Source organism: Amycolatopsis ponsaeliensis (assembly GCF_030182635.1).
Lineage (GTDB): Bacteria > Actinomycetota > Actinomycetes > Mycobacteriales > Pseudonocardiaceae > Amycolatopsis > Amycolatopsis ponsaeliensis.
The window spans coordinates 15,828-39,222 of record NZ_JAPZLD010000060.1 but is presented as its reverse complement, the minus strand read 5'-3'; the positions used below and the strand labels follow the sequence as shown (position 1 = coordinate 39,222).

Below are 23,395 nucleotides of genomic sequence, written 5' to 3'. Positions count from 1 at the left end.
GGGCGTCAGCGGGCCGGACCACTGCCGAAAGTCAAGGTGTCCAGGAACGCCAGCGTCTGCGGCCACGACAGCGCGTACGCGTCGGCGTTGACGGCGGTGCCGTGCCGCGAAGAGTCGCTGAAGCCGTGTTCGGCGCCCGGGAAGTGCTGGGTGAACGTCGCGCCGCGCGGCCGGGACTGCAACGCCGCCTGCAGGCGGGCGAACGTCTCGTGCGAGACGACGGTGTCGGCCTCCGGGTAGGCGACCAGCACCGGCGCGGTGATCTGTGTCGACAAAGCGACCGTGTCGAGGTCGTGGTTCGGCGGCGCCGGCTCGCGGACCGTCGGATGGTACGCGACGACGCCGGAAAGCCGCTGGTCACGAGCCGCGAGCAGGAGTGCGAACCGGCCGCCGAGGCACCAGCCCATGACCCCGGCCGACGTGCAGCCGAGTTCGCCGAGCAGGTAGTCGAGCAACGCCGTCTGCTCCGCCAGCGCGGTCTCGTCGCGCAGCTCGCCCAGCTTCGCGCCGAGGTCCTCGCGGGAGGTGTTGTCGGTGCTCGCGCCGTGGAAGACGTCCCAGGTCAACGCCGTGGTCCCGCGGCCGGCCAGCTCGTCGGCCCAAGCGCGCACCTGCTCGCCGATGCCGGTGATCATCGGCAGGAGCAGCATGCCGCGCTCCGAGCCGCCGGCCGGGCGGGCCAGGTACGCGGAGAGGTCGCCGACACGGACTGTGGACGTCTCGATGGTCATGTCCGCATGATGCATGATGATCCACCATGGCCGAGCGCACACTCGCCGAACAGTTGGGCGGCACCCTCCCCGAAGGCATCGAGGCCCTCGAAGAGCACGAACGGCAGGACCTCGCCGACGCGCTGCGCGACGCGCGCAGGCGGCAGGCGAAAGCACTGGCCGAAGCGGGCGAAGAGGGCCTCCGGTACGTACCCGCGTTGCTGCGCGGAGCGGTCCGCAAGGCGGTCGGGCTGTGACGAATAAAGCTGTGACGAATTACGAGGCCGAAGCCGAGATCCTCAAGCTCGCACGCGTCCTCGGCGTCGAGCCCGCACGGCTCGAGTACCTCGCCGACGTCGACCCCGACGACCTGCAGGCGTTCCGCGAGCAGGTCACCGACACGCTGTTCGACGCGAACATCGCCGTGCTGCAGCGGATGGCCCTGGCCGCGCGGCTGCTGCCCGGCGGGGTGCTCGCCAAGATCGCCGAGAAGGTGTTCGGCCCGCTGCTGTGCGCCCGGATCGCCGGGGTGGTCGACGTCGCGCGCGGCGTCGACGTCGCCAAGCGGCTGCACCCGCGGTTCCTCGCCGAGGTCGCGGCCGAGCTCGACCCGCGGCGCGCGAGCGCGATCATCTCGCGCATCCCCCTCGAAACCGTCCTCGCGGTGGCGGCCGAACTGGCGCGCAAGGAGGACTGGATCACCCTCGGCCGGTTCGTCGGGCACCTGCCGGACCCGACCGTGCGGCGAGCCCTGGAGGAGATCGACGACCCGGGCCTGCTGCGGATCGCGTTCGTGCTCGACGACAAGGACCGCATCGACCACGTCGTCGGCCTGCTCCCAGCCCACCGGCTCGGCAGGCTGATCACCACCGCCGGGGGCGACGAAGACCTGTGGACCCCGGCGCTCGACCTGCTCAACCACCTGGGCGACGCCCGCCGCGAGACGCTCAAGCCGATGCTCGGCGGGCTCCCGGACGGCCTCCGGGAACGCGCTCAGGCGACGATCAAGTAGATCCCGTAGCCGACGATCGCCGCGCACAGGGCGAAGCAGATCACCGCCCCGGCCAGCGGGCCGGTGCCCGAGGCACCCGCTTCGCGGGCCGAGTCGCGCTGCGAGAGCCCGACCACCCCGAAAGAGAACAAGCTCGTCAGCACGACCACCGAAGCGAGCGCGACGACGAAGACGAGACCGAGGGAACCCCAATCGATGTGCACGGCGCTCCTCAGACGTTGGCCGGCTGCGCGACCGGCTCGGACTCGGTGACGGAGTTGGCGTTGACGGGGTTCCGCTTCGACGCGAGGTAAATGCCCACGGCGACGACGACCCCGGCGAGGCCGATCAGGACGGTGCCCCAGGTGCCGAGCGTCGAGACCTCGGCGGCGATCGCGCCGACGATCGCGGCGGCGGGCAGCGTCAGCGCCCAGGCCACGACCATCTTCCCGGCGACGCCCCAGCGGACCTCGGCGAGCCTGCGGCCCAGGCCGGAGCCGATGATGCCGCCCGAGCAGACGTGCGTCGTCGAGAGCGCGAACCCGAGGTGGGCCGAGGTGAGGATGACGGCCGCGGCGCTGGTCTCGGCCGCGAAGCCCTGCGGCGTCTGGATTTCCGTGAGCTTCCGGCCCATCGTCTGGATGATCCGCCAGCCACCGAGGTAGGTGCCCAGCGCGATCGCGGCACCCGCGGTGAGGATGACCCAGATCGGCGGGTTCGAGCCCGGCGCGAGCGAGCCCGACGCGATCAGCGTCAGCGTGATGACGCCCATGGTCTTCTGCGCGTCGTTCGTCCCGTGCGCGAGCGAAACCAGGGACGCCGACGCGATCTGGCCGGCCTTGAAGGTCCGGCCCACGGTCTTCTCCTTCGCCCGGGCGGTGATCCGGTAGACGAGGAAGGTGCCCAGCGTCGCGACGATCCCGGCGACGATCGGCGAGGCGAGCGCGGGGATCAGGACCTTCTCGACGACCTTGCCGAAGTGCACGGCGTCCGAGCCCGAGGCGATCCAGGTGGCGCCGATCAGCCCGCCGAACAGGGCGTGCGACGAGCTCGACGGCAGCCCGATCAGCCAGGTCACCAGGTTCCACACGATCGCCCCGACCAACCCGGCGAAGATGATCACCGGCGTCACCTTGGTGTCGTCGACGATGCCGCCCGAGATCGTCTTCGCGACCTCCACCGAGAGGAACGCGCCGACGAGGTTCAGCACGGCGGACACGGCGACCGCGACCCGCGGTTTCAGGGCGCCGGTGGCGATGGACGTGGCCATGGCGTTGGCCGTGTCGTGGAAGCCGTTGGTGAAGTCGAAGGCCAGCGCCGCGACGATCACCACCAGCACGATGAGTGAGAAGTCCATGGCGGCCCTCTTCCGATGCCGGAGGCGGTTCCTTAGCAACGCTACTGATCAACAGGACGCCCTCCGATCCCTGTCGTGTGTCGGCTCCCTGAACTTCCGATGAACCGGGGTGGGGACAACCCCACCTCGGACCCGGTGGTCTGGCCCAGTGCCCTCGCCCGGTTCGCCTGCGAACGTCGATGCCGGACGAAAGGGGCAGTGATGAACAAGCTGGGGTGGGCGGTCGTCGCGACGGTGGCGTCGGCCGTGTTGTTCTTCTTCGGCACGGGATTGGATCCGGTGCCCGAACTCGCGTGGCTGGCCCCGCTGCCGATCCTGCTGCTCGCACCCCGCGTCCCCGGCGCGGCCGCGCTCGGCTGCGCGTTCGTCGCCTACCTCGCGGGCAGCGCCGGCTCCTGGAGCTACTTCTGGCACTCGCTGGCCGTCCCGCGGCCCGCGGCGATCGCGATCATCGGCGGCAGCGCGCTGCTGTTCGCGTTGTCGGCCGGGCTGTTCCGGCTGCTGGTCCGCCGCGGCCACGGCTTTCTGGCCGCGCTCGCCGCGCCCGCGCTGTGGACCGTCGCGCTCTACGGCGTCGCCCTGCTCAACCCGACCGGGCTCATGGGCACCTTGATGACGACCCAGGCCGACCGGCCGGACGTCCTGCGGATCGCCGCGGTCACCGGTGGCTGGGGCGTGGAGTTCCTCGTGCTGTTCGTGTCGGCCGCCGTCGCCGCGGCGCTCGCTCCCGGCGTCCGCGGTGCCGCCCGGCTGACCGGCCTGGTCACCGTGGCCGCCGCGCTGGGCGCGCTCGTCTTCTGGAGCGTGCCGGCGCCCTCCGGGCCGTCGACGCGGATCGCCCTGGTCGCGCCGGACAAGAGCCGCTGGGCGGTCGACGTCGCCACCCCGGACGGCCAGGCGCTCATCCAGTCCTATGTGGACCAGATCCGCCGGCTGCCGGACGGCGTCCAGGCCGTCGTGCTCCCGGAAGCCGCTTTCGCGGTGGACCAGACCAGCCGTCCCCGGCTCGTCGACGCCTTCGCGGACGTCGCCCGGGTCCGCAACCTCGACGTCGTCACCGGTGTCCTCGACACCACCCCCGAAGGCCGGTTCAACGCCGCGCTCGCCGTGCCGCCGTCCGGCGCTCCGGTCGAATACCGCAAGTGGCACAACGGGGATTCGAAGAACATCGCGTCCGGCACCGAGCTCGCGCACCTCGCCGGGATCGGGCTCATGGTGTGCATGGACGTCAACTTCGCCGACCCGAGCGGCGACTACGGCGAAGCCGGCACGGGCCTGGTGCTCATCCCCGCGTCCGACGAGAACGTCGACGGCTGGGTGCACAGCCGCACCGCCCTGATCCGCGGCGTCGAGAACGGCTTCTCGGTGGCCTGGAGCGCGGCCCACGGCACGCCGATGCTCGCGGACGCCGGGGGCCACGTCCTGGCCGACGCCCACACCGGCGGCAGCCCGTTCACGATGGTCGTCGCCGACGTCCCGATCGGGTCCGGAAAGACCTTCTACGCGCGCTTCGGCGACTGGTTCGCGTGGCTCTGCGGCCTGGTCGCGGTGGCCGGGATCGTCGTGGGCGCTCGGAAGCCGTCGTTGTCACCCATCACAACGAACACCGGGCAACTCTGAGCGTTTTCCCAGCTCGTCTCCAGCCGCCTGTGACCCATCATGATCTGCATCACGTACTGACGGGTAACTGGAGGCAACGGAATGCGGGTCACCAACGGCGGTGTCAAGCGAACCCTGGCCGTGCTCGCCGCGGCGCTCACCTTCGGCGCGGTCGCGCCGGCGGTCGCGGAAGCGGCGCCGAGCAGCGGCTGGAACGACTGGGGCTGCCGTCCCTCGGCCGCGCACCCGGAGCCCGTCGTGCTCGTGCACGGCCTCGGCGCGAACGACACCGTCAACTGGTTCTTCCACGCGCCGAAGATCGCCGCCCAGGGCTACTGCGTCTTCTCGCTGACGTACGGCACCGGCATCCTCGGCCCGGGCGTCGGCGGGCTCGCGTCGATGCGCGACAGCGCCGCGCAGCTCGGCCGGTTCGTCGACCGGGTGCGCACCACGACCGGCGCGGCGAAGGCCGACATCGTCGGCCACTCCGAGGGCAGCACGATGCCCGCGTACTACCTGAAGTACGGCGGCGGCGCGGCGAAGATCGCGCACTTCGTCGGCTTCGGCGCGAACTACCGCGGCACCACGCTCGGCGGCCTCGACAAGCTGGCGAAGGCACTCTTGACGACCGTTCCGGGCCTGGGCCTGATCCTGAAGACGGCGTGCGGCTCCTGCACGGAGTACCTGGCGCCATCGGCCTTCCTGGACGACCTCGCCCGCGGCGGCGTGCACGTGGCCGGGCCTGCGTACACGAGCATCGTGAGCAAGTACGACGAGGTCGTGACGCCGTACACGAGCGGCATCCTGAACGAGCCGGGCGCGACGGACATCGTGCTGCAGGACTTCTGCGCGTCGGACGCGTCGGGCCACTTGAGCCAGGCCGTCGACCCGAACGTGACCGGTTTGATCCTGCACGCGCTCGACGCGAGCTACACGCCGAAGTGCACGCCGTTCACGCTCCCGTTGTGAGCGGGTTCTGCCCGAGGAACCGGCGTCCGTTCTCGGCGGACTCCCGCACCGCGGCGAACCCGTAGCCCACCATCGCGGACTCGTAGGCGGCCACGGCCTCGAGCAGCGGAGCCCCGGCCAGCGCGGACGCCAGCGCCGCACCGTCGCGCAAGGCGGTGTTGGCGCCCGCGCCACCGGCCGGGCTCATCGCGTGGATCGCGTCGCCGACGAGCGTCACCCGCGACGGTTCCCACGGCCCGATCGGCACGCTCGTCCGGATCGGCTGCGGGAACGTCGCCGGGACGTCCCAATGCCCGACCATCGCCCCGGCCAGCGGGTGCCAGCTCTCGACCAGCCCGAGGGCCACCTTCTGCAGGTCACCCGGCGTCATCGCGGCGAGGTCCGCCTCGGTGTGGCCGACGACCTCCCAGCGGGCCCCGACCGAACACGTCATGTACGGCTCGGCATCGCGCGGCCGCAGGTCCGGCACCAGGCGGGCGCACGCGTCGGCCACCGGTTCCGGGTAGTCGACCGGCGCGAACCCGGCCATCGTCCGGTCCGGGCCGACCATCATCGAGAACACCGCGAACATCTCCGGCGCGAACAGCGCCCGGGTGTCCGGGGTGAGCGGGATCCGGCCGTAGAGGTGCACGAGCCCGGCGTCGACGACCTCGGCGTGCGGCAGGTGTCGCTGCCGCACCGTGGAGTTGATGCCGTCCGCCCCCACCAGGAGGCTGCCCCGCGCGGAGGTCCCGTCGGCGAAATGCGCTGTCACGCCGTCTTCGTCGGTTGCGTGGTGCGTGAATCGCTTGCCGTAGGCGACTTCCTGGCCGTGCAGCAGGACCTGCCGCAAGGTGAAGCGGTTGACGTTGAGGTGGGTTCCCTCGTCTTCCAGGCGCGTGAGCAGGCGCAGCCGCTCGTCGTAGACGTTGGTGTGCGGCAGGGCCCGGCCCGCGGTGGCCCGGAAGAGTTCGTGCAGCTCGGGACGCAGCACCGCGCGCAGCGCCGTGTCACCGGCGCCGTCGATGTGCAACCGGTAGCCCTGCTTCCGGAACTCCGGAGAGGGGTCGCGTTCGTAGACCTGGCACGGGATCCCGGCTCGGCGCAGGCCCTGCGCCAAGCTCAAGCCACCCAGACCGGCACCGATGATGACCACAGACACAGCTGTCCCTTCGTCGCTTCCGAGGAAGGGACGCACAGGTAAGCCTGCCAGCGCTGCCCGGACTAACCCATACCGGACTGTGTCTTCGCGCGTCCTCGCTTTCGACGTTAGCGCACCCGATCGCCGGCGCGCCAGACCATTTTCGTCAGCGGTACCCCCGGCCGGTAAGCCAGGTGCGTCACCGAAGGCGCGTCGAGCACGTGAATGTCAGCCCGGGCGCCCGGGCGCAGAAAGCCCACGTCCTCGCGGCGCAACGCCTTCGCGCCGCCTGCCGTCGCCGCCCAGACCGCTTCCTCGATCGTCATGCGCATCTGCAGCACCGCCGTCGCGACGCAGAACGCCATCGACGTCGTGTACGAGCTGCCCGGGTTGGCGTTGCTGGCCAGCGCCACGGTCGCGCCCGCGTCGAGCAGCCGCCGGGCCGGGGCCAAGGCCTGGCGGGTCGACAAGTCGCACGCGGGCAGCAAAGTCGCCACGGTGCCCGAAGTAGCCAACGCTTCGACATCGGAGTCCGCAAGGTACGTGCAGTGGTCGACGCTCGCCGCGCCGAGTTCCACCGCCAGCCGCACGCCCGGCCCCTCGCCGAGCTGGTTGCCGTGCACGCGCAGGCCGAGCCCGCGCTCGGCGGCGGCCTTCAGCACCCGCGACGACTGGGCCTCGTCGAACGCGCCGGTCTCGCAGAACACGTCCGCCCAGCGGACGCTCTCCGCGACGGCGTCGAGCATCTCACCGCACACAAGGTCTACATAGGACTCAGCGTCGGCGCCCGGCGGCACGAGGTGCGCGCCGAGGAACGTGACCTCGTCGGCCACTTCCCCGGCGATCCGGGCGCTCCGGGCCTCATCCGCGACCGTGAGGCCGTAGCCCGTCTTGGTCTCCAGGCAGGTCGTCCCCTGCTGGGCCGCTTCGTCGACATGGCGACGCAGGTTCGCGGCCAACTGCTCGTCGGACGCCTCCCGCGTCGCGCCGACCGTGATCGCGATTCCACCTGCCGTGTAAGGCTTTCCGGCCATCCGCGCCTCGAACTCGGCGGTGCGGTCGCCCGCGAAGACGAGGTGCGTGTGGCTGTCGACCCAGCCGGGCAGCACCGCGCGGCCGCCGACGTCGACGCGCTCGTCGGCGTCCGGCGCGTTAGCCGCCGGCCCGGCCCACACGACCTGAGCGCCGTCGAACACCAGGGCCGCGTCGGTCAGCCGGCCCAGCTCGGGGTCGTTCGTGGTGAGCTCGCCGATGCCCGTGATCAGGACTGCCACAGTGCCTCGATCTCCTTCGCCAGCAGGGTTTCCGGTCGTTCGATGAGCAGGTGCGCACCGTCCCGCACGACCTCGCGGCCCGCGACGACGACGTGCCGGACGTCGGCTCCGGACGCCGCGAACAGGACCCCGGACGGCTCGATCCCGGCCGTCCGGACCGAGTCCAGGCCGACCGTGACGAAGTCCGCGCCCTGCCCCACGGCCAGCGCACCGACCTCGGACCAACCGACGGCGGCGTGGTCGGTGCCCGCCGCGAGGAGTTCTTCGGCGGTGAACCGGCCGCGTTCCTCGCTGGCCAGCCGGTCGTCCAGCTCCAGCGCGCGCGTCTCCTCGAAGGCGTCGACGACGGCGTTGGAATCACTGCCGATGCCCAGCCGGACACCGGCGTCCCGCAGCGTGCGGGCCGGGCCGATACCGTCGCCGAGGTCGCGTTCGGTGGTCGGGCAGAAGCACGCCCCGACCCGGAACTCGCCGAGCCACCGCACGTCCCGGTCGGTGAGGTGGGTCGCGTGCACGACGGTGAGCCGTTCGCCGAGGACGCCGTGGTCCCACAACAGGCCGGTCGGGGTGAACCCGGTGGCCGCTTCGCACTGCTCGTTCTCGGCTCGCTGCTCGGACAGGTGGATGTGCAGCGGCCGGGTCTCCGGCACCGCGTTGTCCACTTCGGACAGTTGATCTTCGGGAACCGCGCGCACGGAGTGGATCGCGCCGCCGACCCGGAACAAGTCGGCTTCCTTCAGGTCGCCGACGCGCTCAGCCCAAGCCGATGCCGTACCGTCCGAGAACCGCCGCTGGATCTCGTCCGGCTCGACGCCGATGCCGCCCGCGAGGTAACACGTGTCGAGGAGGGTCAGCCGGATCCCGGCGTCCGCCGCGGCCTGGCGCAACGCCTCCCCCATCGCGTTCGGGTCGGCGTACGGCTTCCCGCCGGGCGCGTGGTGCAGGTAGTGGAACTCGCCGACGCTCGTGTACCCGCCGAGGACCATCTCGGCGTAGACCCCGCGCGCCAGCCGGTAGTACGTGTCGGGGTCGAGCCGCGCCGCCAGCGAGTACATCCGCTCGCGCCACGTCCAGAACGTGCCGCGCTCGTGGTGCGTCCGGCCGCGCAGGGCCCGGTGGAAGGCGTGCGAATGCCCGTTCGCGAACCCGGGCAGGGTCAGTCCACTCAAGACTTCGCCGGCCCGCGGCGCGCCCGCCGTCACCGAAGTGATCCGGCCGTCCGCGACGTCGATCCGCACCCCGGCGGCGATCCCGCCGGGCAACCACGCCTGTTCGCACCAGAAAGTCATCGCGTCAGCTCTTCGAGCACCGTGGCCAACGCCCGAGCGCCGGCTTCGACGTCGTCCGCCTCGGCGAACTCCTCCGGCGAGTGGCTGATCCCGGTCGGGTTGCGCACGTAGAGCATCCCCGCCGGGACGAACCCGGCGAGGATCGCCGCGTCGTGCCCGGCACCGGTCGGCAGCTCCGGTGGCCCGCCGAGCCAGCCGCCCAGGTCGCGGCGCAGGGCGTCGTCGAACACGACGTCGTCCGAATAGGACTCCCGGGTCACCTTGACCCGGCAGCCCTCCTCCGCGGCGGCGGCGGCCGCGGCCCGGCTGATCTCGCCGACCAGCCCGGGCGTGCCCGAGCCCGGCACCCGCGCGTCCAGCCACAGGTCCACAGTGGACGCGATGACGTTGGTACCGCCGGGAGTCGGCACGAGCCGGCCGACGGTCGCCCGCGCGTCCGGCACGCCCGAAGCGAGCCGCCGGACGGCGGTGACGGTCGCGGCGGCGGGCAGCATCGGGTCGGCCCGGTCGGCCAGCAGCGTCGCTCCGGCGTGGTTCCCCTGCCCCTCGAAGGAGAACCGCCACCGGCCGTGCGCGATCACCGTGTTCCCGACGGCCACCGGCGCACCGAGGTCGATGAGGCCGCGCCCCTGCTCGACGTGCAGTTCGACGAACCGGCCGATCCGGTCGAGCCGCTCCGCGTCGGGCCCGATCCGAGCCGGGTCGAAGCCGGCTTTCGCGGCCGCCTCCGCGAACGTGACACCGTTGGCGTCCCGCAGGCCGCGCGCCTTGTCGGCGTCGATGGTGCCGGTGAGCAGCCGCGAGCCGAGGCACGGGACGCCGAACCGGCCGCCTTCCTCCTCGGCGAACACCACGATGGCGAGCGGCTTGCGCGGCCGGAAACCCTTGGCTCGCAAGGCCTCCACGGCAGCCAACGCGCTCGTGACGCCGAGCGGGCCGTCGAACGCACCACCACCGGGCACCGAATCGAGGTGGCTGCCGGTGACGACGGCGTTGCGCCCCGGCGGCCCCCACCAGGCCCAGATGTTGCCGTTGCGGTCGGTCTCGACGTCGAGTTCGAGGCCCAGCGCGCGCTCGACGAACCACGCGCGCAGGTCCTGTTCGGGCCCGTCGAAGGCGTGCCGCGAATAGCCGCCGCGCTTCGGGTCGCGCCCGACGTCGCCGATCTCGGCGAGCAGCCCGGAGGCCGTCACCCGTCCTCCCGCATGGGAACGCGCACGCCGCGCTCGGCGGCGACGTCGTTCGCGCGGTCGTAGCCGGCGTCGACGTGCCGGATGACGCCCATGCCCGGGTCGTTGGTGAGGACGCGCTCCAGCTTCTGCGCGGCCAGCGGCGTCCCGTCGGCGACACTCACCTGGCCGGCGTGGATCGACCGGCCCATACCGACGCCGCCGCCGTGGTGGATCGACACCCAGCTCGCCCCGGACGACGTGTTGACCAGCGCGTTGAGCAGCGGCCAGTCGGCGATCGCGTCGGAGCCGTCGGCCATGCCCTCGGTCTCGCGGTACGGCGAGGCGACGCTGCCGGAGTCGAGGTGGTCGCGGCCGATGACAACCGGCGCCTTCAGCTCGCCGCTGGCCACCATCTCGTTGAACCGCAGGCCGGCCAGGTGCCGCTCGCCGTAGCCGAGCCAGCAGATCCGCGCCGGCAGTCCCTGGAACGCCACGCGCTCGCCGGCCAGCTTGATCCAGCGGGCGAGGGATTCGTTCTCCGGGAACAGTTCCAGCATCGCGCGGTCGGTCGCCGCGATGTCTTCGGGATCACCGGAAAGCGCGGCCCAGCGGAACGGACCGTTGCCTTCGCAGAACAGCGGGCGGATGTAGGCGGGCACGAAGCCCGGGAAGTCGAACGCGCGCTCGCAGCCGCCGAGCTTCGCCTCGCCGCGCAGGGAGTTGCCGTAGTCGAACACCTCGGCGCCCTTGTCGAGGAAGCCGAGCATGGCATCGACGTGATCGGCCATCGACTCGCGCGAGCGGTCGGTGAACTCGTCGGGCTTCTTGGCCGCGTAGTCGTGCCAGTCCTCGACGCTGACGCCCTTCGGCAGGTACGAAAGCGGGTCGTGCGCGGACGTCTGGTCGGTGACGATGTCGACCTCGACGTCGCGGCGCAGCAGCTCCGGCAGCACCTCGGCGGCGTTGCCGACGACGGCGACCGACAGCGGCCGCTTCTCCTGCTTCGCCTTGGTGACACGGGCGATCGCGTCGTCCAGGTTGTCGGCGACCTCGTCGAGGTAGCGCGTCTCGACGCGGCGGTGCGCGCGCTGCGGGTCGCACTCGATGACCAGCGCGACGCCGTCGTTCATGGTGACGGCGAGCGGCTGCGCGCCGCCCATGCCGCCGAGACCGGCGGTCACGGTGAGCGTCCCGCGCAGGGATCCGCCGAACTTCTTCTTCGCGACGGCGGCGAACGTCTCGTACGTGCCCTGGAGGATGCCCTGGGTGCCGATGTAGATCCACGAGCCCGCGGTCATCTGGCCGTACATCGTGAGGCCCTGCTGTTCCAGGCGGCGGAACTCCGGCCAGGTCGCCCAGTCGCCGACCAGGTTCGAGTTCGCGATGAGCACGCGCGGCGCCCACTCGTGCGTGCGGAACACGCCGACCGGCTTGCCGGACTGGACGAGCAGCGTCTCGTCGATGTCCAAAGTGGTCAGTTCGCGGGTGATCGCGTCGAAGCTGGCCCAGTTGCGGGCGGCCTTGCCGGTGCCGCCGTAGACGACCAGGTCCTCGGGCCGCTCGGCGACGTCGGGGTCGAGGTTGTTGTGGAACATCCGCAGCGCGGCTTCGGTCTGCCACGACTTGGCGGTGAGCTGGGTGCCGCGGGCGGCACGGACTACGCGGGACATCAGACCTCCAGACGGGCGGCGTCGAGGACGGCGCCGGAGCGGACGAGTTCTTCGGCGGCCGCGATCTCGGGCGCCAGGTGCCGGTCGGGGCCGGGGCCCGCGACCTTCGTGCGGAGCAGGTCCCGGACGCGGCCGGTGACCGGCGACGGCTCGAGCGGCGCCCGGAAGTCGAGCGCGCGGGCCGCCGTCAGCAGCTCGATGGCCAGGACGGTGGTCAGGCCGTCGACGGCCTTGCGCAGCTTCCGCGCGGCCGACCAGCCCATGGAGACGTGGTCCTCCTGCATGGCGCTGCTCGGGATGGAGTCGACGGACGCGGGCACGGCGAGCCGCTTGAGCTCGCTGACGATCGCGGCCTGCGTGTACTGGGCGATCATGTGCCCGGAGTCGACGCCGGGGTCGTCGGCGAGGAACGGCGGCAGGCCGTGCGAGCGGGCCTTGTCGAGCATCCGGTCGGTGCGGCGCTCGGCGATGCTGGCGACGTCGGCGACCGGGATGGCCAGGAAGTCCAGCACGTACGCGACGGGCGCGCCGTGGAAGTTGCCGTTGGACTCGACGCGGCCGTCGGCGAGGACGACCGGATTGTCCACAGCGGACATGAGTTCGCGGTCGCCGACGAGTTCGGCGTGCGCGAGGCTGTCGCGCGCGGCGCCGTGGACCTGCGGGGCGCAGCGCAGCGAATAGGCGTCCTGGACGCGGTTGCAATCCGGGCCGCGGTGGCTTTCGACGATCTTCGAGCCCTGCAGTGCCTGCCACATCCTCGCTGCGGACGTCGCCTGGCCGGGGTGCGGGCGCAGGGCCTGCAGGTCGGCGGCGAAGGCGCGGTCGGTACCGAGCAGCGCCTCGACGCTCATCGCCGCGGTGAGGTCCGCGATGTCGAAGAGCCGGTGCAGATCGGCGGCGGCGAGCAGGAGCATGCCGAGCATGCCGTCGGTGCCGTTGGTGAGGGCGAGGCCCTCCTTCTCGGCGAGGACAACCGGCTCGATTCCGGCGTGCTTCAGCGCTTCTCCTGCGCTTGTGACTTCCCCGCGGTACTCGACGTCGCCCTCCCCCATGAGCGCGAGCGCGACGGCGGCCAGGGGCGCTAGGTCGCCGGAGCAGCCGAGTGAGCCGTACTCGTGGACGATCGGGGTGATGCCGGCGTTGAGCAGGGCCGCAAGCGTTTGCGCGGTGCCCGGGCGGACGCCGGTGTAGCCGCTGGCGAGGGTCCGCAGGCGCAGCAGCATCAGGCCGCGGACGACCTCGGTCTCGACGGCGGGCCCGGCCCCGGCGGCGTGCGAGCGGATCAGGCTGCGCTGCAGCGCCGTCCGGCTCTCGACGGGGATGTGACGGGTGGCGAGGGCACCGAAGCCGGTCGAGACGCCGTAGGTGGGCGTGACGGCGTGGGCGAGGTCTTCGATGTGCTGGCGGGTGGCGGCGAGGTTCTTCTCGGCGGCATCCGTGAGCCCGACCGGCGCATGGCCGCGGACGACGTCGACGACCTGGGCGGCGGTCAGCGGTTCCGGGCCCAGGAGCACTTTTTCCGGCATGGGCTCATTGGACATCGTCCTTACCGCTGGTGGGATGCCTCAACGGGTGGTTCTGTCTGGTATCCCAGACTAGGCTTCCGGTATGGGCGACAGCAGCGAGGTGCCGGCGTTGCGCCGCGGCCTGGCGGTGCTGCGCCTGCTGGCGACGCGCCCCGGCCCGGTGACCGCGTCGGCGATCGCGCGCGAAGCGGGTCTCCCCCGCTCGACGACCTACCACCTGCTCAGCGAGCTGGAAGCGGCCGGCTTCGTCGTGCACCTGCCCGCGGAACGCCGGTACGGCCTGGGCATCGCGGCGTTCGAACTCGGCTCGGCCTACCTCCGCCACGACCCCCTCGAGCGCTTGGCCGGGCCGTTGCTGCGCAAGCTCGTCGACCGCGCCGGCCACACCGGGCACCTGGGCGTGCTGCACGGCAACGAGTCGCTGTACCTGATCAAGGAGCGCCCGGCCCGGCCGGAGACGCTGGTGACCGAGGTCGGCGTCCGGCTGCCGGCCCAGCTGACGGCGTCCGGCCGCGCGATCCTGCGGCACCTGCCGGCCCCGCACGTCCGGGCGCTGTTCCCGTCGGCGTCGGCGTTCGTCCTCCGCACCGGCCGCGGCCCCCGCACGCTCGCCGAGCTGCGCCGCACGTTGACGGCGGAGCGCAGGCTCGGCTGGTCGATCGAGGACGGCCACGTGACGGAGGGGTTCGCCTCGGTGGCGGCCCCGGTCTTCGACCACGGCGCCCGCCCGTTGGCGGCGATCAGCGTGACGGTGCGCCACCACTGCACGGCGGAACCGTGCCGGGAGACGTGGCCGGACCTGGCGGCTGAGGTGGCGGCGACGGCGGCCGAGCTGACCAGCCGGATCGGCGGCCACCCGGGCTGACCCTCAAGATCCTGCCGCGTCCCGGATGCCGGCACCCATCGCCCGCATCAGTTCCGGGGCTCGCACTGCCTGGGCGTCGTTGGCCAGCCGGCCCAGCACGTCGTCGTCCTCGGCCATCCGAAGCAGCACCCGCACTCCCGCCTGGTCGAGCAATCCGGGCAGTTCCGATCCCAGGAGCCAGGCGCCGGCGAGTGCCGGATCGAAATCGAATCGGCCGAGCAGGTCCGGGTGCTCTTCGTACAGAAGTTCGAGGTACGACCCCGACGAGTACCAGGAGATCATCGTGGCGAGGTCGATCGCGTCGCGGGAGTTGGACGCGTGACGTTCCCACCAGGTCAGCAGCTTGAGCAAGGCCAGCGCGGGCACTGCGGGGACTCGGACGGTGAGCCCACCGGGCAGCAGAACGGTCTCGGCCGACGCCACCGCCTCGCTCAGGCCTCGGACGTTCATCCGATGGTCGTCGGGCCAAAGGATGGTGCGGTCTTCCCGCTCGATGCCGCCGTAGGGCAGCACGTCGACTTCGACTCCCTCGACGAGGAACGAGTGCACGCTACGGCCACGTCTTTCAAGCCTGCCGACTAGCCGTTCGAAGTCGTCCCAGGTACACACCTCGACGGCGATGTCGACGTCTCGTGTGGCCCGCTCGGGCGGCCGTCCGACCAGTCCGAGCGACAGGATCGTCCGCGCCGTCGCGCCGACCACCAAGTAGTCCACTCCGGCCGCGCGAGCCGCGACCTCCACCTGGGTCAGCGCCCGGGTGGCGAGGAGGATTTCAGGATTTTCCGAGGCGGATAAGTCGATCATCACTGGTCCGGATCCGGTCTCCGTGTTCACGCTGGCGGGGGTCGCCCGAGGCCAGCAGGTCGGCATAGATCAGCGGGGACGGCACGATCCACGAATCGGGCTCGGCCACGCGCCAGAACCGCTTCCGGATGTGGACATTTCCCCTGTCCTCGGCTCGGGCCATGCGATGCCCCGCGATGAAACGGGCCGGAAGCTGTTCGGCGTAGAGCGTGAGCGTGGCCGGCCGCAGGTGCGGGTCGATGAGGCCGGCTCCGGCCTCTCCTCCCACCTGGATTCCCTGCGAGCGCATCTCGGCTTCCGAGGCCGGCCACCACGAAAGGTCGTCCACCGAGAATTCGCCGAGGGCGAGCGTTGTGTGCAGGGTGATGGAGTACGCCTCCGCCCAGCGGTCGAGAAGTTCGCCGCCGCGCGCCATCCGACGCCCCTTCGCCCCCGAGTAGAGGTAGCCGGCCCTGCCGAGCTCGTCGATCACCGCCTTGACGGTCCCCAGCGAAACTCCGCTTGCACCGGCAAGGACCCGATAGGGCTGGGCTGCCATTTCGGGCCAGCTGAGCAGGACGAACACGACACGCAGACCTGCCCGCCCGAAAGCGCCGGCGCCGCTCGGCGAGGTTCTCGAACGCGGGACCACCGGATTGCGCCGCCCGCGGACGTCGATGAGGACATCTCCCCAGGCGAGGCGGGCATTGCCCGCGGTATCGACGTAGTCGATCCCCTGGGCCCGCAGCCGCTCGGCGACCGGCTCGGTGACATGGGTCGTGACCAGCAACGGGGGGAGCCGCGCGGGCAGGGTGATGCTGGTGGCCGACTCAGGGGTCAGCCGGGCCCTGATCTCGACGCCATAGGTCCGGGCAGCTCCGGATCCCGCCGTGAGACGGAAAACGGCGTCGAGCCGATGCGTCTCCGCGGGCTCGACCTGATCCGCGGCGAGCACCTCACCGTGCAGCCCGAGCTCGCTCAACCGCTCGAGTGCCGCGTTCGCCAAGGTCTCCTCGTTCAACGGGAGAGCATGTTCATTTGAACTGAACATGCTCTCATTCTGAACGCTCATCTCTCGCACGTCAAACCTGATGCCGCAGGGGGCCGGGCGACCCCCACCACCCGGCCCCCTGCGGCTGGTGCGATCGGGGCAACTGTCACCGAACGGCTCGATTCCACTCCGCTGGGTTATTACCGTGGCTGAACAGCGGTCTTGAGGGGCGCCGGCGATGGATGACGCACGGTCGACGAAGGTGGGGTTCGGCGCGGTCCTCGCCGTCGCCGAGTTCCGGGCGATGTGGGCCGCCGAGCTGCTGTCCGTCTGCGGTGACCAGCTCGCCCGCGTCGCGCTCGCCGTCCTCGTCTACCAGCGCACCAGCTCGGCCGCCCTGACCGGCCTCACCTACGCCCTGACGTACGTGCCCTCGCTGCTCGGCGGGATCCTGCTCGCCGGGGCCGGCGACCGGTGGCCGCGCCGGGACGTCATGGTCGTGGCCGACCTCGCCCGCGCCGCGCTGGTCGGCGTCATCGCGATCCCCGGCGTTCCGCTGTGGGTGCTCTGCGTGCTGGTCGCGGTGATGACGGCCCTCGGCGGGCCGTTCAAGGCGGCGCAGCAGGCACTGCTGCCCTCGGTGCTCGAGGGCGAGCGCTACCTGGTCGGGATGGCCCTGCGGAACGTGACGATCCAGGGTGCGCAGCTGGCCGGGTTCGCCGGCGGCGGGCTGCTGATCGCCGCACTCGCGCCGTCCGCGGCCTTGGCGCTGGACGCCGTGACGTTCGCGCTCTCGGCGATGTTCCTGGTCGCGGGCGTGCGACGACGCGCGGCGGTCGCGCAGGCGGTCCGGCCGGCCTGGCTGTCGACGACCTCGGCGGGGATCCGGCTGATCTGGCGCGATCCGGCGTTGCGGACGCTCGTGGCGCTGAACTGGCTGGCCGGGTTCTACGTCGTCCCGGAGGCGCTGGCCGCGCCGTACGCGGCCGGGATCGGCGCGGGCGCGGCGCTGGTGGGGCTGCTCATGGGGGCGGACCCGGCGGGCAGCGTGCTCGGCGGCGTCGTGTTCGGCAAGTGGGTCCCGGAGCACGCGCAGGTCCGCGTACTGGGCTGGCTGGGGATCGCCGCGGGGCTACCGCTGGTCCTGTTCGTCTTCCGCCCGGGGCTGGTGCCGTCGGTGGTGCTGCTGGCCGCGTCCGGGCTGCTGGCCACGGGCTACAACATCCAGGGCACGGTGTCCTTCATGCGCCGGGTGCCGGACGAGCACCGCGCGCAGTGCGCCGGCGTGAACTCGGCGGGGCTGATCACCGTGCAGGGCGTCGGCGCGGCCGCGGCGGGCGCGCTGGCCGACGTGCTGGGCCCGGCGCACACCATCGCCGCGGCCGGGGCGGCGGGCGCCGCGGTGGCCGTGCCGATCGCGAGGGCGTGGCGCCGGGTGGGACTGGCGGAACCATGACCTCAGTTGTCGCGTCCGCGCATGGCGCGCCTCCCTTCGGCAACGAGGGCCGGGCCGGTTCCGTCACCGGCCGGACACCATGAGTATGCAGACCGGCACCGGAGCCCCGCGCGGCGGAATCCGCTTTCGTGACGTCCTCGTGGCACGCCGCTGGGCCCTGTGGCGCCAGGGGCCGCGGGTGGTCGTCTACTGCCTGCTGAGCGAAGCGGCGGCGATCGCCCTGACCCTGCGCCCGTTCCCGGTCGCCGTCGACCGCCGGACGCTGTTGATCCTGGTGGCGCTGCTGATCCTCGGCGTCGTCCAGTCGGAGACGGGCCGCCGCGTGGAGCGCATCCGCCGCCGGGTGTCGGGGACGCCGCACATCAACATGACGTCGGTGTGGACGTTCGCCGGCGTCCTGCTGCTGCCGCCGGTGCTGCTGGCGGTGCTGGTCTGCGGGTTGTACGCGCACCTGGCGGTCCGCAGCTGGTACCGCCTGCAGCGGGTGCCGGTGTCGAGGACGGTCAGCAACGCGGCCATCATCCTGCTCTCGTGCTACGCGGCCCAGGCGGTCCTGCGCGTCTCGGGATCGGAAGACGTCCGCTCGGCGTTCTCCCGAGGCTGGGCCGGAACGTTCGCGATCGCGGCGTCGGGAGCGACGTTCTTCGCGGTCAACGCGCTGCTGGTGCTCCCGGCCCGCCGCGAGATCGGCCGGACACCGGAGGCGTTGTTCGGCACGTGGTCGGACAACGGCCTGGAGGCGGCGACGCTCTGCCTGGGCGCGCTGAACGCGGTGGCCTTGGCGATCCTGCCGGGCCTGGTGGTGCTGGTGCTTCCACCGTTGCTGCTGTTGCACCGCACGGTGCTGGTGAAGCAGCTGGAGGTGGCGGCCCACCGCGACGAGAAGACGGGCCTGTACAACACGAGCGGCTGGCACGCGCTGGCGGAGCGAACCCTGGCGGCATCCGCGCGCCAGCACACGACGTTCGGCTTGCTGATGCTGGACCTGGACCACTTCAAGCAGGTCAACGACACGTACGGCCACCTGGCGGGCGACGCGGTGCTGCGAGCGGTGGCCGAGGCGATCATCGCGGCGGTCCGCGGCCGCGGCGACGCGGTAGGGCGTTTCGGCGGCGAAGAGTTCGTGGTGCTCTTGCCGGGCATCGCCCACCCGGACATCGGCGCGGTGGCAGAGCGCATCCGCCGAGCCATCGCGACCCTGAAGGTCCCGGCCGGCCAGCTGTCGATCACGGGCCTGTCGACCTCGATCGGCATGTCGGTCTACCCGAAGGCGGGAACGTCCCTACAGCGCCTGCTGGACGCCGCGGACACAGCGCTCTACCACGCAAAAGCAACCGGCCGAAACAAGGTGGTCCACGTAGCGGACCTGGTCTGATCAGGCGATCTTGTGCCGCCGCCCGGCATCGAGGCCCAGCATCGCCAGAAGCTCGGCACATTCCCGCACATCGGAGGAGTGCCCGGCAACGGTGATGACGGCCCGATCATTCTGCTCAGCGAGCCGTACGGCCTCCTCGGCCCGAATAACGCCCATCCGGCTGTCTTCATCGTTGGCGGTCGAGCTGCCGTTGGAACGGGCCCAGGTCATCTGGCCACCTACTTCCGACTCCGCGGGTGCAGAGCCATGGTCGGGCCCCCAGCATGACACTCACAAAAATTTCACCCACAAGTGGGCCCCATCACAAGCCCTCGAACACGAGGAGTGGAGGCCTTTGACGAACTATCCGCCCAAGTGGGCTAGGCGGCAGGAGTCGCAGGTAGACACACAGTTGATCGGCTGTCCGGACGGGGGTTGAGGGAGGGAGGTGCGGCGCTGGGGAGGCGTGCAGCGATGTGGGCTGGGGCGGCGGGCGCGGCGGGGTGGACGGGTCGACTCGCGTGCCCGGACAGTCGACTCGCATACTCGGACCGTCGGCTCACGCATCTGGACGGTCGGCTCGCGTACCCGAACTGTCGGCTCACGCATCCGGACCGTCGGATCACGCATCCGGACCGTTGGCTCACGCACCTAGTGGGTTCCTTAGCCCTTCCGGCACCCCGAAGCCCTGATTGTGACTACGGCCGACAGCACCGCGTCAAGGCGGGAAAGCGTGCCTTGACCCGGCACTGCCGGCCGTGTTCTGGCTTCGGATCGGGGTGCGGGAGGGTCTGGGTCCTCGTCGGTGCGGGTACGCGCGTTGGCTCGCCTGCGGAGCGGCGCGCCAAGCGCGGCGGTGAGGGTAGCGGCGCAGGCGGCGGCGCCAGCCGGAGCCGGGAAAGGGGGCGAGGGGCGAAGCCCCAAAGGCGGGGGTCCGGGGGCGAAGCCCCGGAGAGAGGGGCGAAGCCCCAGAGAAAGCGGGGTCCAGGGGGCGAAGCCCCCGGAGGAAGAGGCGAAGCCGCACCAAGGCAGGGTCCCGGGGCGAAGCCCCCGGGGAGGGGGTCCAGGGGGCGAAGCCCGCCTGGCGGGGGTCTGGGGGTTCGACCCCCAGAAGACACGGACGAAACCGAAGAGAAGGCCGAAGCCCCGAAGGGGCGACGGCCTTCTCGAAGGTGGAGGTGCCGGGAATTGAACCCGGGTCCTCTGGCGTATCAACAGGGCTTCTCCGTGCGCAGTCCGCTACGTCTCTGCTTGGCCCCCTCGGTCACGCGAACAAGCCGAGGTGACGAGCCCAGCCACTGTTTGCTTCACGACAGTTCCCCGTGGCCGGGACTGCCGCTGAGCCTCCTAGCTGATGCCGGTACCCGGGCCGGAGGCGAACCCGGGCCGACAGAGACGCACTCGCTCAGGCGGCGAGGGCGTACTCGCGCTGACTGGAGTCGGCGCTTATTTGGTTGCGATGACGCTTAACGGTGGTCTCTCGCCTGCACCGGCACGCTTCTCCTGGATCAACGTCCAAAGTCGAAACCGTTCACCCCCCTTGGTGGGAACACAACCTGTACATCATAACGCGTCCCGCCATCTCTTTACTCCAGGTGGGTAGGGCCAGCCCTACCGAGGGGATGCCCGCGCGCACCATGTCGGAAGGGCCCTCGAACCGCGAGGCTTGGTTGCATCGTGGGATGAAGGGAGCCTGGTCATGGGTAGCGAGAGGCGGGATCCGCCGTTCGGTGGGTCGGTGGTGTTCCTGCTGATGAACCTGCCGCTGGGGGTCGCGGCGTTCGTCGTGCTGACGTCGTTCGCGGCGGCCGGGCTGGGGACCGCGGTCGTGTGGGTGGGCGTGGGTCTGCTCGCGCTGCTCGTGCTGGGGGTGCGGGGGGCCGCCCGGATGGAGCGTGCGCGGGTCTACGCGCTGCTGGACCGGTACATCGATCTTCCTTATCTGCCGTTGCCGGCCGATGGGCAGAAGAACAGGTGGAAGGGGCGGCTGAAGGACCCGTCGACGTGGCGGGACCTGACCTACTTCTTCGTGCTCTTCCCGCTGGGCATCATCGAGTTCGTGCTGGTGACGACGTTCTGGTCGACGAGCCTGGCGCTGGCGGGGCTGCCGATCTACTTCCGGTGGCTGCCGGACGGCGCGTACTACTTCCCGTCGTACGACGTGCGGTGGCTGGCCGTGGATTCGACGGTGGAAGCGCTACCGTGGGCAGCGCTGGGGGTGTTGTTCATCGCGTTGTCGGTGGCGCTGACCAAGGCGCTGGCGGGGATGCACGCCCGGTTGGCGAACGCGCTGCTGGGGACGACCGTGGCCCAGCGTCGTCGGATGGAGCGCTGGTGGGAAGACGCGGAAGAGAAGAACCTGGTGGCGGGATGACCGAGGCGCAGCAGCGGGAGCACCCGCGGCCGAACCCGGCTCGCACGATCGTCTACATGATCACGGGCTTCTTCTTCCGGATCCTGCAGTTCGTGCTGATCGTGACGGGCATCGCGGTGGGGGTCGGCACGGCGGTGGTGTGGGTCGGGTTCCCGATCCTGCTGGCGACGACGAGCTTCATCCGCTGGTCGGCGGACCGCGAGCGGGCGTGGATGGGGAAGATGCTGCAGGTTCCGCTGCCGCCGGTGGAGCGGCGCTCGCAGGAGGGCCTGCCGCTGCTGCGGCGCTGGATGGTGCGGCTGAGCGACCCGACGACGTGGCGTGACCTGGCGTACCTGATGGCGGCGTTCCCGCTGGCGTGCGCGGAGCTCGGGATCGCCATCGCGTCGATCGTGCTGCTGCCGATGGCGATTTGGGTGACGCCGTGGCTGGGCTGGCTGCACGGTGAGCTGGGCCTGGCGCTGCTCGGCCCGAACCGCGCGGAACGGCTGGAGCAGAAGGCCGAGCACCTGCAGGCTTCGCGGGCTCGAGGTGTCGACGCGGCCGAAGCCGAGCGGCGCCGCATCGAGCGTGACCTGCACGACGGTGCGCAGCAGCGGCTGGTCGCGGTCGCGATGAGCCTCGGGCGGGCGAAGTCGAAGTTCGACCAGGACCCGGACCTGGTGCGGGACCTGATCGACGAGGCGCACTCGGACGCGAAGCTCGCCGTCTCGGAGCTGCGGGACCTGGCGCGCGGCATCTACCCGGCGGTGCTCGGCGACCGCGGGCTGGACGCGGCGTTGTCGGCGCAGGCGGCGAAGTCGCCGATCCCGGTGGACGTGACGGTGACCGTGGACCCGCGCCCGCCGGCCGCGGTGGAGACGACGGCCTACTTCATCGTCGGCGAGACGCTCACGAACATCGCGAAGCACTCCGGAGCGTCCGAAGCGGAAGTGAAGGTGTGGCGGACCGACGACCACGTCGTCGTCGAGATCACCGACAACGGCCACGGCGGCGCCGAGGTGCGTCCCGGCGGCGGGCTGGCCGGCCTGGCCGACCGCGCCGCGACGATCGACGGCGTGATCACGGTCGTCAGCCCGGTCGGCGGGCCGACCGTAATCCGGGCTGACCTCCCTTGCCAGTGGTGAATAGGCTGGACCCCGTTCATCCACGAGCTTGGGGGCCGGATGCGGGTAGTCATCGCCGAAGACGCCGTGCTGTTGCGGGCCGGGGTGACCCGCCTGCTCGCCGACGAGGGCATCGAGACGGTCGCGGCCGTCGACAACGGGGACGACCTGCTCGGCGCGCTCAAGGAACATCGCCCTGACCTGGCGATCGTCGACGTCCGCATGCCCCCGACGTTCACCGACGAGGGCCTGCGCGCGGCCCTGGCGGCGCGCAAGGAGATCCCGGGCCTGCCGGTGCTGGTGCTCTCGCAGTACGTCGAGGAGTCGTACGCGGTGGAGCTGCTCTCCGGCGGCGCGGGCGGAGTGGGCTACCTGCTGAAGGAGCGGGTGGCGGACGTCGACGAGTTCCTGGACGCGGTCCGCCGGGTGGCCAACGGCGGCACGGCGATCGACCCGGACGTGATCGCCCAGCTGATGGCCCGCGGCCGCCGCAACCCCCTGGACGCGCTGACGGCCCGCGAGTCCGAGGTGCTGGGACTGATGGCCCAGGGCCTGTCGAACACAGCGATCGCGAACTCCCTGGTGGTCTCGCACGGCGCGGTGGAGAAGCACATCGGCAACATCTTCTCGAAGCTCGGGCTGGAAGCGAGCGCGGAGGAACACCGCCGGGTTCGAGCGGTGCTGACCTACCTCGGTCGCTGAGCGGACGGACGGTGACCAAAAGTTCCGTAAAGTGGACATAGGGTCACCCGTTCCGCGGGCGGCACCCTCCACCTCGCTCACCTACCA

The 23,395-nt window shown here is 71.4% G+C and carries 22 protein-coding genes and 1 other RNA gene; 10 read left to right on the top strand and 13 right to left on the bottom strand.

The window, feature by feature from the left end; all coding sequences use genetic code 11:
- Positions 1 to 5: 5 nt before the first annotated feature.
- Positions 6 to 731, bottom strand: a complete 726-nt coding sequence (locus tag QQ657_RS49720; protein ID WP_284749450.1) for a dienelactone hydrolase family protein — start codon at positions 729 to 731, stop codon at positions 6 to 8.
- Between the two features lie 26 nt (positions 732 to 757).
- On the opposite strand from QQ657_RS49720, the gene QQ657_RS49715 reads away from it, so the two are divergent.
- A complete protein-coding gene (locus QQ657_RS49715) occupies positions 758 to 967 on the top strand; it encodes a hypothetical protein (RefSeq protein WP_072481533.1) in 210 nt (69 codons plus the stop codon).
- Positions 968 to 978: 11 nt separating this feature from the next.
- On the top strand, positions 979 to 1,722 hold the full coding sequence (locus QQ657_RS49710; RefSeq protein ID WP_284749449.1) for a hypothetical protein: 744 nt from the start codon (positions 979 to 981) through the stop codon (positions 1,720 to 1,722).
- On the opposite strand, the gene QQ657_RS49705 is transcribed toward QQ657_RS49710, so the two are convergent.
- Both QQ657_RS49705 and QQ657_RS49700 read right to left on the bottom strand, forming a co-directional pair.
- On the bottom strand, positions 1,704 to 1,925 hold the full coding sequence (locus QQ657_RS49705; RefSeq protein ID WP_284749448.1) for a hypothetical protein: 222 nt from the start codon (positions 1,923 to 1,925) through the stop codon (positions 1,704 to 1,706). The two genes, QQ657_RS49710 and QQ657_RS49705, sit on opposite strands and share 19 nt — an antisense overlap.
- Positions 1,926 to 1,933: 8 nt before the next feature.
- Complete coding sequence (locus tag QQ657_RS49700) at positions 1,934 to 3,058, bottom strand: inorganic phosphate transporter (RefSeq protein ID WP_284749447.1); 1,125 nt, start codon at positions 3,056 to 3,058, stop codon at positions 1,934 to 1,936.
- Positions 3,059 to 3,259: 201 nt separating this feature from the next.
- Between QQ657_RS49700 and QQ657_RS49695 the strand changes: the two genes are divergently transcribed.
- Together QQ657_RS49695 and QQ657_RS49690 are read left to right on the top strand one after the other, a co-directional pair.
- A complete protein-coding gene (locus tag QQ657_RS49695; protein ID WP_284749446.1) occupies positions 3,260 to 4,678 on the top strand; it encodes an acyltransferase in 1,419 nt (472 codons plus the stop codon).
- Between the two features lie 81 nt (positions 4,679 to 4,759).
- Positions 4,760 to 5,626, top strand: coding sequence for an esterase/lipase family protein (locus QQ657_RS49690; RefSeq protein WP_284749445.1), 867 nt, complete (start codon positions 4,760 to 4,762; stop codon positions 5,624 to 5,626).
- On the opposite strand, the gene QQ657_RS49685 is transcribed toward QQ657_RS49690, so the two are convergent.
- The 6 genes from QQ657_RS49685 to hutH all read right to left on the bottom strand — a co-directional run bounded on the left by QQ657_RS49685 (position 5,610) and on the right by hutH (position 13,677).
- Entirely contained in the window at positions 5,610 to 6,767 is a 1,158-nt protein-coding gene (locus QQ657_RS49685; protein WP_284749444.1) for an FAD-dependent oxidoreductase, read from the bottom strand. The two genes, QQ657_RS49690 and QQ657_RS49685, sit on opposite strands and share 17 nt — an antisense overlap.
- Before the next feature lie 107 nt (positions 6,768 to 6,874).
- Complete coding sequence (gene hutI, locus QQ657_RS49680; RefSeq protein WP_284749443.1) at positions 6,875 to 8,020, bottom strand: imidazolonepropionase; 1,146 nt, start codon at positions 8,018 to 8,020, stop codon at positions 6,875 to 6,877.
- The gene (locus QQ657_RS49675) at positions 8,008 to 9,309 is read right to left on the bottom strand and encodes a formimidoylglutamate deiminase (protein ID WP_284749442.1); all 1,302 of its coding nucleotides are present in this window, start codon (positions 9,307 to 9,309) and stop codon (positions 8,008 to 8,010) included. The genes hutI and QQ657_RS49675 overlap by 13 nt, the downstream gene beginning before the upstream one ends.
- Positions 9,306 to 10,502 (bottom strand): allantoate amidohydrolase, encoded by a 1,197-nt coding sequence (locus QQ657_RS49670; protein ID WP_284749441.1) that lies wholly within the window; start codon positions 10,500 to 10,502, stop codon positions 9,306 to 9,308. The genes QQ657_RS49675 and QQ657_RS49670 overlap by 4 nt, the downstream gene beginning before the upstream one ends.
- Complete coding sequence (hutU, locus tag QQ657_RS49665) at positions 10,499 to 12,151, bottom strand: urocanate hydratase (protein ID WP_284749440.1); 1,653 nt, start codon at positions 12,149 to 12,151, stop codon at positions 10,499 to 10,501. Before hutU ends, QQ657_RS49670 begins: the two co-directional genes overlap by 4 nt.
- Positions 12,151 to 13,677, bottom strand: a complete 1,527-nt coding sequence (gene hutH, locus QQ657_RS49660; RefSeq protein WP_284749439.1) for a histidine ammonia-lyase — start codon at positions 13,675 to 13,677, stop codon at positions 12,151 to 12,153. The genes hutU and hutH overlap by 1 nt, the downstream gene beginning before the upstream one ends.
- 82 nt (positions 13,678 to 13,759) lie before the next feature.
- Between hutH and QQ657_RS49655 the strand changes: the two genes are divergently transcribed.
- On the top strand, positions 13,760 to 14,542 hold the full coding sequence (locus tag QQ657_RS49655) for an IclR family transcriptional regulator (protein ID WP_284749438.1): 783 nt from the start codon (positions 13,760 to 13,762) through the stop codon (positions 14,540 to 14,542).
- Positions 14,543 to 14,545: 3 nt separating this feature from the next.
- On the opposite strand, the gene QQ657_RS49650 is transcribed toward QQ657_RS49655, so the two are convergent.
- Together QQ657_RS49650 and QQ657_RS49645 are read right to left on the bottom strand one after the other, a co-directional pair.
- Positions 14,546 to 15,346, bottom strand: coding sequence for a nucleotidyl transferase AbiEii/AbiGii toxin family protein (locus QQ657_RS49650; RefSeq protein WP_284749437.1), 801 nt, complete (start codon positions 15,344 to 15,346; stop codon positions 14,546 to 14,548).
- Complete coding sequence (locus QQ657_RS49645) at positions 15,315 to 16,346, bottom strand: type IV toxin-antitoxin system AbiEi family antitoxin (protein WP_284749436.1); 1,032 nt, start codon at positions 16,344 to 16,346, stop codon at positions 15,315 to 15,317. Before QQ657_RS49645 ends, QQ657_RS49650 begins: the two co-directional genes overlap by 32 nt.
- A 208-nt stretch (positions 16,347 to 16,554) precedes the next feature.
- On the opposite strand from QQ657_RS49645, the gene QQ657_RS49640 reads away from it, so the two are divergent.
- Positions 16,555 to 17,772: an MFS transporter gene (locus tag QQ657_RS49640; RefSeq protein ID WP_284749435.1), complete on the top strand. Its 1,218-nt coding sequence runs from the start codon at positions 16,555 to 16,557 to the stop codon at positions 17,770 to 17,772.
- Between the two features lie 85 nt (positions 17,773 to 17,857).
- Entirely contained in the window at positions 17,858 to 19,147 is a 1,290-nt protein-coding gene (locus QQ657_RS49635) for a GGDEF domain-containing protein (protein ID WP_434056861.1), read from the top strand.
- Here QQ657_RS49635 and QQ657_RS49630 read toward each other — a convergent pair whose 3' ends face one another.
- Together QQ657_RS49630 and ssrA are read right to left on the bottom strand one after the other, a co-directional pair.
- A complete protein-coding gene (locus QQ657_RS49630) occupies positions 19,148 to 19,357 on the bottom strand; it encodes a hypothetical protein (RefSeq protein ID WP_284749433.1) in 210 nt (69 codons plus the stop codon). It lies immediately after the preceding gene.
- 939 nt (positions 19,358 to 20,296) lie between these two features.
- Positions 20,297 to 20,665: a transfer-messenger RNA gene (ssrA, locus tag QQ657_RS49625) on the bottom strand.
- A gap of 160 nt (positions 20,666 to 20,825) precedes the next feature.
- Here ssrA and QQ657_RS49620 point away from each other — a divergent pair.
- From QQ657_RS49620 to QQ657_RS49610, 3 genes are read left to right on the top strand one after another with little or no spacing between them, the layout of a single operon-like run.
- Positions 20,826 to 21,500, top strand: a complete 675-nt coding sequence (locus tag QQ657_RS49620) for a sensor domain-containing protein (RefSeq protein WP_284749432.1) — start codon at positions 20,826 to 20,828, stop codon at positions 21,498 to 21,500.
- The gene (locus QQ657_RS49615; RefSeq protein WP_284749431.1) at positions 21,497 to 22,627 is read left to right on the top strand and encodes a sensor histidine kinase; all 1,131 of its coding nucleotides are present in this window, start codon (positions 21,497 to 21,499) and stop codon (positions 22,625 to 22,627) included. Before QQ657_RS49620 ends, QQ657_RS49615 begins: the two co-directional genes overlap by 4 nt.
- Positions 22,628 to 22,666: 39 nt before the next feature.
- On the top strand, positions 22,667 to 23,308 hold the full coding sequence (locus tag QQ657_RS49610) for a response regulator transcription factor (RefSeq protein WP_284749430.1): 642 nt from the start codon (positions 22,667 to 22,669) through the stop codon (positions 23,306 to 23,308).
- Positions 23,309 to 23,395: the final 87 nt, after the last annotated feature.